Annotated in this window: 12 protein-coding genes and 1 tRNA gene; 7 read left to right on the forward strand and 6 right to left on the reverse strand. The window is 59.2% G+C overall.

All coding sequences use genetic code 11. The features are described 5' to 3' along the window. Positions 1–17 precede the first annotated feature (17 nt). Together OQ273_RS12455 and OQ273_RS12460 are read right to left on the reverse strand one after the other, a co-directional pair. Complete coding sequence (locus tag OQ273_RS12455; protein WP_267990824.1) at positions 18–1,055, reverse strand: ABC transporter ATP-binding protein; 1,038 nt, start codon at positions 1,053–1,055, stop codon at positions 18–20. Next, positions 1,048–2,052 carry an ABC transporter ATP-binding protein gene (locus tag OQ273_RS12460; protein WP_267990825.1) on the reverse strand — a complete coding sequence of 335 codons (1,005 nt, stop codon included), beginning with the start codon at positions 2,050–2,052 and terminating at the stop codon, positions 1,048–1,050. Before OQ273_RS12460 ends, OQ273_RS12455 begins: the two co-directional genes overlap by 8 nt. A 359-nt stretch (positions 2,053–2,411) precedes the next feature. On the opposite strand from OQ273_RS12460, the gene OQ273_RS12465 reads away from it, so the two are divergent. From OQ273_RS12465 to OQ273_RS12495, 7 genes are all read left to right on the forward strand, one after another. Then, positions 2,412–3,053 carry a TetR/AcrR family transcriptional regulator gene (locus tag OQ273_RS12465; RefSeq protein WP_267990826.1) on the forward strand — a complete coding sequence of 214 codons (642 nt, stop codon included), beginning with the start codon at positions 2,412–2,414 and terminating at the stop codon, positions 3,051–3,053. Positions 3,054–3,216: 163 nt separating this feature from the next. Further along, positions 3,217–3,293: transfer RNA gene (locus OQ273_RS12470), tRNA-Pro, on the forward strand. Positions 3,294–3,816: 523 nt separating this feature from the next. Beyond that, positions 3,817–4,770: a nucleoside hydrolase gene (locus tag OQ273_RS12475; protein WP_267990827.1), complete on the forward strand. Its 954-nt coding sequence runs from the start codon at positions 3,817–3,819 to the stop codon at positions 4,768–4,770. A 43-nt stretch (positions 4,771–4,813) separates the two neighbouring features. Beyond that, positions 4,814–5,830: a BMP family lipoprotein gene (locus OQ273_RS12480; protein WP_267990828.1), complete on the forward strand. Its 1,017-nt coding sequence runs from the start codon at positions 4,814–4,816 to the stop codon at positions 5,828–5,830. A gap of 29 nt (positions 5,831–5,859) precedes the next feature. After that, positions 5,860–7,398, forward strand: coding sequence for an ABC transporter ATP-binding protein (locus tag OQ273_RS12485; RefSeq protein ID WP_267990829.1), 1,539 nt, complete (start codon positions 5,860–5,862; stop codon positions 7,396–7,398). Then, on the forward strand, positions 7,395–8,420 hold the full coding sequence (locus OQ273_RS12490; RefSeq protein WP_267990830.1) for an ABC transporter permease: 1,026 nt from the start codon (positions 7,395–7,397) through the stop codon (positions 8,418–8,420). The genes OQ273_RS12485 and OQ273_RS12490 overlap by 4 nt, the downstream gene beginning before the upstream one ends. A gap of 11 nt (positions 8,421–8,431) precedes the next feature. Continuing rightward, a complete protein-coding gene (locus tag OQ273_RS12495; RefSeq protein ID WP_267990831.1) occupies positions 8,432–9,325 on the forward strand; it encodes an ABC transporter permease in 894 nt (297 codons plus the stop codon). A gap of 49 nt (positions 9,326–9,374) precedes the next feature. On the opposite strand, the gene OQ273_RS12500 is transcribed toward OQ273_RS12495, so the two are convergent. Genes OQ273_RS12500 through hisD form a run of 4 tightly spaced genes read right to left on the reverse strand, consistent with a single transcriptional unit; the run spans position 9,375 to position 12,854 of the window. After that, positions 9,375–9,791, reverse strand: coding sequence for a universal stress protein (locus OQ273_RS12500; protein ID WP_267990832.1), 417 nt, complete (start codon positions 9,789–9,791; stop codon positions 9,375–9,377). A 24-nt stretch (positions 9,792–9,815) separates the two neighbouring features. Beyond that, positions 9,816–10,796 carry an alcohol dehydrogenase catalytic domain-containing protein gene (locus OQ273_RS12505; protein ID WP_267990833.1) on the reverse strand — a complete coding sequence of 327 codons (981 nt, stop codon included), beginning with the start codon at positions 10,794–10,796 and terminating at the stop codon, positions 9,816–9,818. Then, complete coding sequence (locus OQ273_RS12510) at positions 10,793–11,554, reverse strand: SDR family NAD(P)-dependent oxidoreductase (protein ID WP_267990834.1); 762 nt, start codon at positions 11,552–11,554, stop codon at positions 10,793–10,795. Before OQ273_RS12510 ends, OQ273_RS12505 begins: the two co-directional genes overlap by 4 nt. After that, a complete protein-coding gene (hisD, locus tag OQ273_RS12515) occupies positions 11,547–12,854 on the reverse strand; it encodes a histidinol dehydrogenase (RefSeq protein ID WP_267990835.1) in 1,308 nt (435 codons plus the stop codon). Before hisD ends, OQ273_RS12510 begins: the two co-directional genes overlap by 8 nt. Positions 12,855–12,856: the final 2 nt, after the last annotated feature.

The raw sequence follows: 12,856 nt of genomic DNA on the forward strand, positions 1-12,856 counted from the left end.
CTCCTTGTTGTTATAGGTTATGCTGGTACCCCTTCGCCGGCGGTTGGTTCCCCGGTCTTTTTGGTGTCGTTACCGACCAGATGACAGGCCGCGTAGTGGCCCGTTTCCAACTGGCGGAATTCCGGTTCGACCTCGTGGCAGATCGCCTGGGCGATCGGGCAACGGGTGCAGAAATTGCAGCCTTGCGGCGCATTGGACGGCGAAGGCACATCGCCGGTCAGGATGATGTGCTGACGTTCGGCTTCGCGAACGGGATCGGGCTCTGGCACCGCCGAAAGCAGCGCCTGGGTATAGGGATGGACCGGAGCGCTGTAGAGTGTGTCGCGCGGCGCAAGTTCGACGATCTTGCCGAGATACATGACGGCAACGCGGTCGGCGATATGGCGGACCATGGACAGATCGTGGCTGATGAAGAGATATGTGAGTCCGAACCGCTCCTGCAGGTCTTCCAGCAGGTTGACGACTTGAGCCTGAATGGAAACGTCAAGCGCGGCGATCGGCTCGTCGCAGACGATAAATTTCGGATTGAGGGCGAGAGCGCGGGCAATGCCGATGCGCTGGCGCTGTCCGCCCGAGAACTCATGCGGATAGCGGTTGGCGAAGGCGCGGTTGAGACCCACGGCGTCCATAAGCTCATAGACCCGCTCCAGCCGTTCGCTGCGCGACAAAGACATGTGTTCGACAAGCGGCTCGCCAATAATGCCGGCAACCGTCATGCGGGGATTGAGGCTGGCCTGCGGATCCTGGAAGATCATCTGCATTTTGGGCCGCAGATGGCGCAGCTTTTCCTTCTCGACATTGCTGATGTCGGTGCCGTCGACGGAGATGGAGCCGGCGGTGATATCATAGAGCCTCAACACGGCCCGGCCGGCTGTCGATTTGCCGCAACCCGATTCCCCCACAAGGCCCAGCGTCTCACTTTCGTGGATATCGAGAGAGATATCGTCAACAGCCTTGATATCGCCGACATGACGGCGAAACACGCCCGCATAGATGGGGAAATGCATCTTCAGCCCGCGCACCTGGACAAGCGGCATGGCGGCTGCATCACTCATCGCGCGGCCCTCCGCTCGCAGGGTCCCAGAAACAGGCAACATCGTGGCCATCAGCGACGGGAATGCGTTTGGGGCTGGAGACCCGACACCGGCCGAAAGCATGGCCACAACGGGCGGAATAGGTACAGTGATCGGGCGCGGAAAAGAGGATGGGCGGCTGACCTTCAATCATCCGCAGGCGTTCGGCCCGTTCGCCCCGAATGTTCGGTACGGTCTGCAGCAACGCCCTTGTATAGGGATGCTGGGGATTGCTGAACAGGTCTGCGACCGGCGCCTGCTCGACCACCTGACCGCCATACATCACGATCACACGGTCGGCGATCCCGGCAATGACGCCCAGATCATGGGTGATCCAGATGATCGCCATGCCGAGCTTGTGGCGCAGTTCCTTCATCAAATCGAGGATTTGCGCCTGGATGGTGACGTCCAATGCGGTCGTCGGTTCATCGGCAATGAGAATCTTGGGATCGCAGGAAAGCGCCATTGCGATCATCACGCGCTGGCGCATGCCGCCGGAGAACTGGTGCGGATAGTCGGAGAGCCGCTTTTCGGCATCGGCGATACCGACCAGTTCGAGAAGCTCCTTTGCCCGCCGTTTTGCCTGCGCCCGGCTCATGCCCCGGTGCTTTCGCAAGGGTTCCATCAGTTGATAGCCGACGGTAAAGACCGGATTCAGCGAGGTCATCGGGTCCTGGAAGATAAACCCGATATCCGCGCCGCGGACGGATCTCAGGTCATCTTCCTCGACCTTGAGCAGATCCATACCGCCGAAATTCACGTGCTCGCCCTCGATGACGGCCGAGGTGGAGCCGAGAAGCCCGATCAGCGACATCATGGTAACGGATTTGCCCGATCCGCTCTCGCCGACAACACCAAGGAGTTCGCCCGGCCTCAGATCAAAACTGACCGAATTGACGGCGTGTATCGTGCCCTGCCCCGTCTCGAAGACAGTTCTGAGGTCCTTGACATCAAGCACCGCCGCAGCACCATCAGACATCGGACACTCCATACGCGCGACCAGACATCCTTTACCCCCAACAAACTTACTGCCAGTCAGAATGACAATTTGGATAGATAATTGCAAACTGAAGTTGCGCGCGCCTGATAACTTTTTTTCTTACTGAGAATAAGCTGATTTTTCTCAAATTTTGCAGTATTTTAGAGGTTTTATCTTGTGTGCCCTATCATCAAATACCTGTGTTTAAAAATGCTCTCCCACCGCACCTGCAACGAACTGATTTCACCGAAACCGGTTGCAAAATCATCATATTCCACGTGTCTTCGCCGGCCGGGAAATCAAGCTGTGCTGGATGAAACGGAAAAACATCTGTAAGCAGGGCAAAACGGGAAAAGCGCATGTCATCCGAGGCACATCCCACTGATACTCAGGCCCGGGGAAGCGGCCGGAAGAACCGTGGCAACGGATCGCGGCGTGATATTCTCGACGCCGCCGCAAGGCTCTTCCAGCAAAAGGGTTATGACGCGACGTCGCTTCGCGAGCTTGCCAATGCGGTGGGCATGAAAGCCGGCAGCCTCTACTATCATTTTGCATCGAAGGAGCAGCTCGCCATCGAGGTTCTGGCAATCGGGGTCAAGGCGGTGACCGATAATGTATCGGCGCACCTCAAAGCGGCCGGACCGGGAGTGACGCCGCAACAACGGGTTTCGATCGCCATACGCGCGCATCTGGAATCGATCCTGAGCGATGGCGGCTACACCTCGGCGCATATCAGATGCTTTCCTTACACACCCGAAGCCGTGCAGTCGCAGCTGCGAACTGTTCGCCGCACCTATGAAGATATCTGGACGGGATTGATCGATGATCTTGCAGGTCTCGGCGAACGTCCGGAAGAAGCCCGTCACATACGCCTTGCGACACTTGGCGCCCTCAACTGGTCGCTGGAATGGTTCGATGCCGAGCGCGACGATATGGAAGATTATGCCAGGACGGTCGAACGCCTGATTATCGGCGCTTCGGGCAATGTAAATTCTGGCTGACGGATCAATCATCCAGGCCGGCAACACCCCTGCCTGCGCGCCAATCAACATTCCTTGAAAAACCACCGTGAAACAACGGATGCCGGCACCCCAATCTCCCCTTGACGGGAACCGGTTTCCGGATTACCTACAGCCCGCATCGGCGGCGCGAAGCCGCCCGGGTCGGAGTGTAGCGCAGCCTGGTAGCGCACCTCGTTCGGGACGAGGGGGTCGGAGGTTCAAATCCTCTCACTCCGACCAGATTTTTTCCAGACATTGCGTTGATTGAAAGAAATCGAGGAAGCCGGCTGAAAACTCGGACTGGATGTCCGCGTTGCCCGCTCATCTGTTACATTTGGATGACCTTGGGGTTATGTGAACGTCAGAGTTTAAAGCCGATCTTGATTGCACCGGTGACAGAATAAGTCAGTGGCCTTCCTGGCCAGATGACCACAATCATATTCCTGATTTGGGTTTTGTGCTTTTTGGTTGGATTGATCGCACTTTTTTCAAAGAAAAATAAAGTCGCAACACTCGTGCTCGGTTTGGGTATAACACTTACCGTCGCGTTCTACGCGGCCGTGGTTGCTTTCCTCAATACGCCACATTGAACCACACATGTAGCCGCCTGCAACAATGGCATAGTCCTCCTATTGTTGATCAAATGTCACATGCATTGACAGGTGACCACCAGAGTGCTTATCTTTCACTTTGGCGTCGTTGGTCATTACCAGGAATGCGCCATTGAGATCTTTATCGGCATAATCAGTATGGGGGTTGGGGTTTGAGTGAGAAATGCCGGATCATATTGGATGTCGACACCGGCATCGATGACGCATTGGCGATCCTTTACGCTCTCGGACGTGAGGATATTTCGCTTGAAGCGCTTACCACCACCTATGGAAATATCGACGTCGATACGGCGACCCGCAATTCGCTGCAATTGCTCGAACTTGCCGGACGCTCGGACATTCCGGTGGCTGCGGGCGTGTCGCGTCCGTTGACGCAGCCGTTCAACGGCGGCGCACCCTTTGTACACGGAGACAACGGGTTCGGTGGCATTGACATGCCTCCCGCGACCTCCAGTCCGGTCGATCTTTGGGGGCCCGACATGCTCATCGAGATGGCGCGTAAATATCCCGGCGAACTCTATTTACTGGCCGTCAGCCCTATGACCAATGTGGCGCAGGCACTGATGAAGGCGCCGGATATCGCCACCAAGTTCCGCAAGATCGTGATGATGGGCAGCACGCTCAGCCATCCGGGCATCGGCGGGGTGGTACCGCCCATGGTGGATGCGAATTTCCACAATGATCCCGAGGCCGCCCGCATCGTGCTGCAATCGGGCGCATCGCTGGTGGCTGTCGGCATGGACGTGACCATGCACGCCAAGCTGAGCGCAACGGATATCGAGGCAATCAAAAAGCGCGGCGGGCCTGCCGCCAAGGCAGCCATGGAGGCCTCGCGCTTTTATCTTGCCTCCTATGAACGCATGTATCCGGGCACCGATTATTGCGGCCTGCATGATCCGCTGGCTGTCGCCCTCGCCGAGTTGCCGGAACTTGGCACTTATGAAACCCTGTCGGCCGACATAGAATGCGCCGGCACATTGACCCGCGGGCAGATGCTCCCGGACCGGCGCCCGTCTGCGTCAAAAGACCAATTGGTCGATGTGACGACCGATGTAGACTATGACAGGTTCTCTATGCTTTTCGCTGATGCGGTGGCGGCGCATTGAATTTTCAACTCAAGCTCCAGAAAAATAACAGGGGACAAACAGAATGAACAAGCTGACAACAGGCCTGATGGCACTTGGCATGGCTTTCGCCGGAACGATCGGCACAGCCACCGCAGAAGACAAATCCATTGTCTACGTCTCACCCAATCCGATCGGCAACAACCCGTTTCTGGTGATGGGTCGTGACGGCACGAAAGCTGCGGCCGAAAAACACGGCGCAAAAGCCTCAACCATTGAAAGCGACACGCCACAGGCCATTTTGGAAAACCTTTATGCCGCGGCCAACGAGGGTGCGGATCTCATCGTTGCCCTGAGCTTTTCCGCTGTGGATCCGGTGTCCGAAGTGGCGCCGACTGCACCTGACACGCAGTTTCTGATTGTCGATGCCTGCCCGAGCGGCGAACGTCCGGATAACCTGCATTGCGCTGTCTTCCGTGAACACGAAGCATCGTTCCTGATGGGCGCAATGGCCGCCATGCAGACGGAAAGCGGCAAGCTTGGCGCCGTCAGCGCCATCGACATCCCGTTCCTGCACCGCTTTACGGACGGTTTTGCCGATGGTGCCCGGCACGTGAAGCCGGATATCGAGGTCGAAGTACGCTGGGTGGGCGGACAGAACCCCTTCTCCGATCCGGTCCGCGCGAAGGAACAAGCGCTGGCGCTGCAGGCAATCGGAGCCGATGTCATCTACGCCGCCGCGGCGGCGGGCAATTTCGGCATCTACGAAGCAGCACCCGGCGAGGGCTTCAAGATCATGGGCGTCGATGCCAATCATTGCGACCTGGCCGGCGGCACGATGTATGATGCGGCGCTCAAGCGCGTCGACCAGGCAATCATGCAGTCGGTCGACGCCATCATGGGCGGGGCCAAGCAGACCTTCGCCTCCTACGGCCTGGCGGAGAACGGCGTTGGCGGGGTTGTCCTCGATTCAGACGCCGATCTGGCAACAAGCGGATGCCTGATCGCTGATGAGGCAGAGACCGTTGCCAAGGTTCGTGCCATCGCCGACCAGATCATTTCCGGCGACATCAAGGTCAACGACCCGCTGTCGGCGAACTGATCGGTGCCTGGTATGAAAGGCGTCAACCGTTGAACGATGCCGGTACATCTCAGCCTGCGGTCTGCAGGCTGAGCGGAATATCTAAGTCCTTCGGGGATGTGAAAGCCCTTTCGGATGTCAGTTTTGACGTCCGGAAGGGTGAATTCCTTGCTATTGTCGGCGAGAACGGTGCCGGCAAGTCAACCGCGATGAGCATCCTGTTCGGCCTGCTGGAACCTGATACCGGCCATATTGAAATCGACGGCAAACCCCGAAAGCTCAAATCGGCACGGGACGCGATCGATGCCGGCTTCGGCATGGTGCATCAGCATTTCAAGCTCTATCCAGATCTGACGGTTCTCGAGAATGTCCTTGTCGGCGATGAAGGCGCAAACGGCCTCGGGCTCATCCCGTTCCGTGACCGCAGAAAGGCCTTTAAAAAACTGGTCAGCGAGTTCTCTTTTTCGCTGGACCCGGACCGCAAGGTGTCCGACCTTCCGGTCGATGCACGCCAGCAGTTGGAAATCGTCAAAATGCTCTCTCGTGGAGCGTCGACGGTCATCCTCGATGAGCCTACCGCGGTTTTGACCCCGCAGGAAAGCCTTGCTCTCTATACGATGCTCAAAAAGCTCTGCGCCCAAGGAAAGTCCGTTGTGCTGATCACCCACAAGCTGGGTGAAGTGATGGACAATTCGGAGCGCGTGTTGGTGATGCGCCAAGGCGAACTGGTTGCCGAGCGCCAGACGGCGGACACCAACCCGGATGAACTTGCCGAACTCATGGTAGGACGCCAGATCGAAGCCGTTGAAAAAGTCAGCGGCGTGCGAGCCGAAGTGGTCGCTTCACTCCAGGATGTGAGCGTTGCCGGACTGTCGGACAAACCTGCACTTGATGCGGTTTCCTTCGATTTGCGGGCAGGAGAGATTTTCGGTGTGGCCGGGGTTTCCGGAAACGGGCAGAAAGAGCTGGTCAACGCGATTGTGGGTCTCGAAACAATCTCGGGCGGCACAATTTCGTTTCAGGACCGCACAATCTCGGCAATGAGCGTGGCGCAGCGACGCGCCGCCGGTATTGGCTACATGGCCGAAGACCGTATGGCCATGGGCCTGGCCGCAAGGGGATCGGTTGCGGAAAACCTGATATCAGGACGCGAAGGCCGGCCGGAATTCTCCGCCTCCGGATTCTTGCGCGCACGCCGGATCAGGCAGTTTGCGCGCGAGCTTGTGAAGAGTTTCGACATCCGCACACCAAGTGCGCAACAGCAAGTCGGCAATCTGTCGGGAGGGAACCAGCAGAAGGTCATCGTTGCCCGCGAACTGTCAGCCAAACCGAGGTTTCTGGTGGTGGAAAACCCCTGCTGGGGCATCGATGTCGGCGCGATTTCCTTCATCCATCAGCAAATTCTCGACCTTGCCGCCGATGGTGTGGCCGTTCTTTTGATCAGCAATGATCTTGAGGAACTCTTTGCGCTCAGCGACCGGGTGGGCGTGATGTTCGAGGGCCGGATGAATCGTATCTTCGACCGCTCGGAGCTCGACGCCTTCGCCGTGGGCGCGGCCATGTCCGGCACAATGGGGGAAGCTGCATGATCCGGTCGCAACGAAATGCCGTGCTCGTGCCGCTGCTTGTCATCGGTGCAGGAATTTTGATCCTGCTGGCGCTGCCGCAGACCCGGGACGTCGTTGTCGGCTTCGTCAATGGCGCCTTTGGCGGACGCAACAATTTCAACTTCTTTTCCACGCTGAGCCGCTACTCGATCATTCTGGGCATGGCGATGGCGGTGCTTGTCTCGTTCCGTGCCGGGCTTTTGAACATCGGTGGCGAAGGCCAATTGGTACTGGGCGGGCTGACGGCAGCCATTGTCGGCGTCTATCTGCCGGGACCGCCCCTGCTCGTCGCTGTCGCGGCGGTACTGGCTGCCATGACCGCAGGCGCGTCATGGGCGGTTCTCGCCGGTGTCCTCGATCGCGTTGCAAAAGTCCCGCTGCTGATCGGCTCACTCTTGCTGAACTACCCCGCCCACTTCATTGCCTCCTATTTCGTCTCCCATCCGCTACGGGACGTCGCAAGCGGAGCAACCCAGTCGCACAAGATCATGTCAGAGGCCCGCTTGCCGAGATTTCCGGGCACAATCCTCGACTACGGCATCCTTTTGATCGGTGCGACGGCGATCCTGATCATCCTTCTGGAACGTACCTCCGTCTTCGGATACCGGGTCCGCATGCAAGGCTACAGTTTCGGCTTTGCCAGAACCTCCGGCTATCCGACCGGCAAGCTCTACTACCGGACACTGATGATCAGCGGGGCGATTGCCGGCATGACCGGATACACGGCCGTCTTCGGGCTGAACCAGCGTTACATCGACGGCATGCTGACCATTCCGCTCTATGCCTGGACGGGCGTTGCGGCCGTCCTGCTTGCCGCCATCATTCCATGGGTTACGCCGATCACCGCTTTCTTTTTCGCCATGCTCGCAACGGGCGCTGTGGGCATGGAACGGTCCGCCGACATCCCGCGCGAAATGGGCCAGATCGTACAGGCGGTCATCGTCCTGTACCTGGCGGGCGTCAGCGGCAAGATCCTGTCATCGAATGTCGGGAAGGATCATTAGGGGATCATTGGATGTTTTTTGACAGCGCCATTGCCGAATCCATTCCGCGCTTTTTCACGCCGGTTCTTCTTGCAGCCATCGGCTCCGCCCTTTGTGAGCGCGCCGGCGTCTTCAACATTGCCCTTGAAGGCATGATGCTGATCGGCGCGTTCGCCGCCGTTGTTGGCTGTTATTATGCGGGCGACTGGACCGGTGGACTTGGCCTCGCCGTCCTCGCCGGCATGGCCACAGGGCTGGTTTTTGCCTTTTTTGGCGTTCATCGCGGTGGTGACGACATCATCGTCAGTATCGGCCTCAACGTGCTGGCGGTCGGCCTGACAGCATTCCTGCTTCGTGGCCTTTTCGGTGTGCAGGGTCAGTTCGACGATCCACGCATTGTGGAGATCCCGAAGGTCGATCTCGGAACGATAGCGGACATACCGGTTCTCGGCAGCCTGGTTTCGGGCCAGTCCATCCTGGTCTGGTTTGCGGTCATCATGGTGTTTGCCACTCATTATTTCCTGAAATATCACAAGGCGGGCCTTCGTCTGCGGGCTGTGGGACAGAACGCTTCGGCCCTGCGCAGTGTCGGGATATCGCCGCAATGGGTCAAAACCGGCGCCCTGGTCGCCTGCGGCATTCTGTGCGCGTTGGGCGGGGCGCAATTGTCCATCTCCAATGTGACGCTCTTTACCGAGGGCATGAGCGCCGGGCGCGGCTGGATCGCGCTGGTCATCGTGATGATGTGCGGCGCGCGGCTGCCGTGGATCTTTCCGGCAGCGATCCTTTTCGGGCTTGTCGATGCGCTGGGCTTCCGCATTCAGGGGCTCGGCCTGCCGCAGCAGTTCACAGAGGCCCTTCCCTATGTGCTGGCGATTGTCGTCCTGATCGCAGCGTTCTCGCGCCGTGCAAAGCAGCAGCATTGAGGCAGGAAGCGCGAGACCCTCAAACGAGCAGGTGCGCTGCGTTTACATCTCAGGCGTCCGAACTGCGGCACACATGCACGGCGCAGGGCGCATGGCGCACGACGCGGGCGGCGGTTGACCCGAGGAAATAGTCGCCTAGTCCCGGCTTGTGGGAGCCGATAACGATGCAATCAATGCCGTGTTCCGTCGCATAGTCGATAATGGTCCGGTAGGTGTGACCCTTGATGAGGACCGTCTCCACGCCGGCAAGGTCTTTGGTTTTCTCCGCCAATTTTGACCGCGCCATTTCAAAACCCTCATTGACCGCCTCCGCATCCAGATAGGCGGTGACGGACCCTTGCGGCGCTTCATAGACATGCATCGCCGTCACCTGTCCGGTGTCCGCCGCCAGGGTTCTGGCAACGGCCAGCGTCTGCGGGGAGATCCCATGATCAAGCGCCATCGGAACCAGGATTTTTTGATACATTGCTTCTACCCCTGTGAGATTGCTTCAGGCCCAAGGCTTCAGGATGATCTTCGGCGAGGAAACAGCCCCTGCCCGCAGATCCTTAAAGGCCTGAAAACCTTCCGTTAGTGGCCGCTGTTCGGCCCAATCCAGCGCACCGAGCCGCCCATCAAAAATGGCGGCTGTCGTGTCGCGAAAGTCCTTGGCCGTATAAGTATAGGTGCCAATGAACGTGATCTCCTGCAGTGTGATCCGGCGGACATCGAGACCGCCCGTATCCTCGCCAAGACCGACATGAACAATTACGCCGCCGGCTTTCGCGGCCGCGCTGGCCGCCGCGCGTGTCGATACGTAGCCAACGGCGTCGACAACGACCTCATAGGCCTCGCCTGCCTGCTCGACCGCATTTTGATTACAGTGCTCGATCAGGAAGGCACGGCGGTTCGGGTTCGGCTCTGCGATGGTGATGTCCTCCACCCCCATCGCCCTAAGTGCCAGTGCCGCAGCCAAACCGATTGCCCCGCCGCCGATGACGAGCGCCTTTCGATCCATGGATGGATGCAAAGCCTCAATCGCGAGCCGGGCGGCATGCCAGCTGACAGCCAACGGTTCCGCCAGCGCTGCCTTTTCAAGCGGCACGGCATCCGGCACCGGTACAAGGTTTCGCTCCGGCATCGAAATGAACTGCGCAAAGGCCCCTTCGCGCGGCGGCATGGAGATAATCTGTCGGCTTTCGCAGATGTTTTCCCGCCCTGCCCTGCAGGCATCGCAGGCCATGCAGGTCACCAGCGGATTGACGGTTACCCGCAGCCCGTCCTTGGCCCCGCCCGTAACGATACCCGCTGCCTCATGACCAAGGATCAGCGGGGCCGGACGGCGCGCGTCGTGTCCGAGATAGGCGTGCATGTCGGAACCGCAAATGCCGACCGCCTCAACACGTATGAGAAGCTCGTCCTGCGGCGGCTCGGCATCCGGGACATCCCGATAGCCAAGTTGTTCCACCCCGTCATAAACAAGCGCTCTCATTTTGCGGTGAAGCCTCCATCAACCATCAGCACCTGTCCGGTGACATAGCAGGAGGCATCGGAGCACAAGAAAAGGACGGGACCGTCGATATCCTCAAGCCGGCCATTCCGGCCAATACAGGTCTGGGCCGCATTTCGTTCCGCCCGGGCCGGATCGTCAAAAACAGCCTTTGCGAGCTCTGTCGGGAAAAAACCCGGCCCGATGGCATTGACGTTGATGCCGTGGCTGGACCAGGCCTCGGCCATGGCGCGCGTCAGTTGGGCGATCCCGCCCTTGCTTGCGCCATAGGCGATGCCGCCGGGAAACGCCCGCGTTGACTGGAGGCTGGCAAAATTGACGATGCGCCCCCAGCCCTTAATCTTCATGGCAGGTACAAGGGCCTGGCTCAGGAAAAACGGCGCTGAAAGGTTGAGCGACAGGGTATCGTCCCAGCCCTCCACGGTCACGTCATCGGCCGCCTGCCGGGTGTTTATCCCGGCGGCGTGGATCAGGATATCGGGGCTGTCGAAGGGTGCGGAAATGTCCGCCGTGAGGGCTCCTATACGGCTCAGATCCGCAACGTCCGCTGTGACCGCAGCTGCCTGACTGCCGATTTCAGAGACAAGCGCCTGCAAAGCTTCGGTCCGCCGCGCAACACAGACGACCCGTGCTCCGGCATCGGCCAGGACAAGCGCCGTCCTGCGGCCAAGACCGGAACTGGCGCCCGTTACGCAGGCGACCTTTCCTGAAAGATCAAAGAGGTCGGGAGCTTCAGCCATCGGCGGAAAGGTCAAAATTTTCGCCGGGGAAATACTTCGCCAGCCGGACATCGGCGGCGCGGGCATGGCCTTCCATGCCTTCCAGCCGTGAAATGCGTGCGGTCGCTTCGGCAACCTGCCTGGAGCCTTCACGGGTGGCGCGCTGCCAGGTGACGATTTTCATGAACTTATGCACTGACAGGCCACCGGTATAGCTCGCGGCGCCGGAGGTCGGCAGGACATGGTTTGTGCCCGCGGCCTTGTCGCCATAGGAAACGGTTGTCTCTTCGCCGAGGAAGAGCGAGCCATAACAGCTCAGCCGCTCCAGCCACCAATCGAGATCCTGCGCCTGAACGGTCAGATGTTCCGGCGCGTATTCGTCGGATGTCGCCGCCATCTCCTCGCGGTCGGCGCACAGGATCACTTCCGCATAGTCACGCCATGCCGCCGTCGCGTTTTCACGGTTCAGATCCGGCAGTTCGTTGATGAGACCGGGGACGAAGTCCATGACCTTTTCGGCCAAGGCACGGTCGTCGGTAACCAGCCAGACGGGAGAGTTGTAGCCGTGCTCGGCCTGGCTGACGAGGTCGGTTGCCACGATATGGGGGTCGGCGGATTGATCGGCGAGGATCAGGCTGTCTGTCGGCCCGGCAATCATGTCGATGCCGACCCGGCCGAACAGGATACGCTTTGCCTCGGCGACGAACTGGTTTCCGGGCCCGACGAGGATATTGGCCTTGGGCAGACCGAACAGGCCGAACGTCATTGCCGCAACGCCCTGGACACCGCCCATGGCGAGGATCTTATCCGCGCCACAGATATGGGCGGCATAGACAATCGCCGGGGCAACACCGACACCGGGCCTTGGCGGTGAGCAGGCTGTAATATGCTTGCAACCGGCAACCTTGGCTGTTGTCACCGTCATGATGGCGCTGGCTATGTGGCTGTAACGCCCGCCGGGCACGTAACAGCCCGCCGCATCCACCGGTATGGCTTTCTGGCCCGCGATGAATCCGGGAGAAATCTCCGTCTCGACATTGGCGACGGTTGCCTTCTGCAATTCGGCGAACCTGCGAACATTGTCATGGGCAAACCGGATATCCGCCTTCAACCTTTCGGGAACCGATGCAATGGCGGCTTCGATCTCTTGCGCCGTCAGCAGCACATTGCCTTCGTAACGGTCGAATTTGGCCGCATATTCCAGCGCCTTGGCATCACCGCTGGCTTCAATATCAGTAAGGATATTGACGACCGTCTGGTGGACTTCGGACGCGTCCGACTTGGCAGTGCGTGTTGCTTTCTTCAGGTATTCGCGTGTCATCC

This window comes from Hoeflea prorocentri (assembly GCF_027944115.1).
Classification (GTDB): Bacteria; Pseudomonadota; Alphaproteobacteria; order Rhizobiales; family Rhizobiaceae; genus Hoeflea_A; species Hoeflea_A prorocentri.

Excerpts from the sequence above, each read along its gene's own strand:
- OQ273_RS12455 (WP_267990824.1), bottom strand. The coding sequence starts at position 1,055 with ATGAGTGATGCAGCCGCCATGCCGCTTGTCCAGGTGCGCGGGCTGAAG.
- OQ273_RS12460 (WP_267990825.1), bottom strand. The coding sequence starts at position 2,052 with ATGTCTGATGGTGCTGCGGCGGTGCTTGATGTCAAGGACCTCAGAACT.
- OQ273_RS12465 (WP_267990826.1), top strand. The coding sequence starts at position 2,412 with ATGTCATCCGAGGCACATCCCACTGATACTCAGGCCCGGGGAAGCGGC.
- OQ273_RS12480 (WP_267990828.1), top strand. The coding sequence starts at position 4,814 with ATGAACAAGCTGACAACAGGCCTGATGGCACTTGGCATGGCTTTCGCC.
- OQ273_RS12490 (WP_267990830.1), top strand. The coding sequence starts at position 7,395 with ATGATCCGGTCGCAACGAAATGCCGTGCTCGTGCCGCTGCTTGTCATC.
- OQ273_RS12495 (WP_267990831.1), top strand. The coding sequence starts at position 8,432 with ATGTTTTTTGACAGCGCCATTGCCGAATCCATTCCGCGCTTTTTCACG.
- OQ273_RS12500 (WP_267990832.1), bottom strand. The coding sequence starts at position 9,791 with ATGTATCAAAAAATCCTGGTTCCGATGGCGCTTGATCATGGGATCTCC.
- OQ273_RS12505 (WP_267990833.1), bottom strand. The coding sequence starts at position 10,796 with ATGAGAGCGCTTGTTTATGACGGGGTGGAACAACTTGGCTATCGGGAT.
- OQ273_RS12510 (WP_267990834.1), bottom strand. The coding sequence starts at position 11,554 with ATGGCTGAAGCTCCCGACCTCTTTGATCTTTCAGGAAAGGTCGCCTGC.
- hisD (WP_267990835.1), bottom strand. The coding sequence starts at position 12,854 with ATGACACGCGAATACCTGAAGAAAGCAACACGCACTGCCAAGTCGGAC.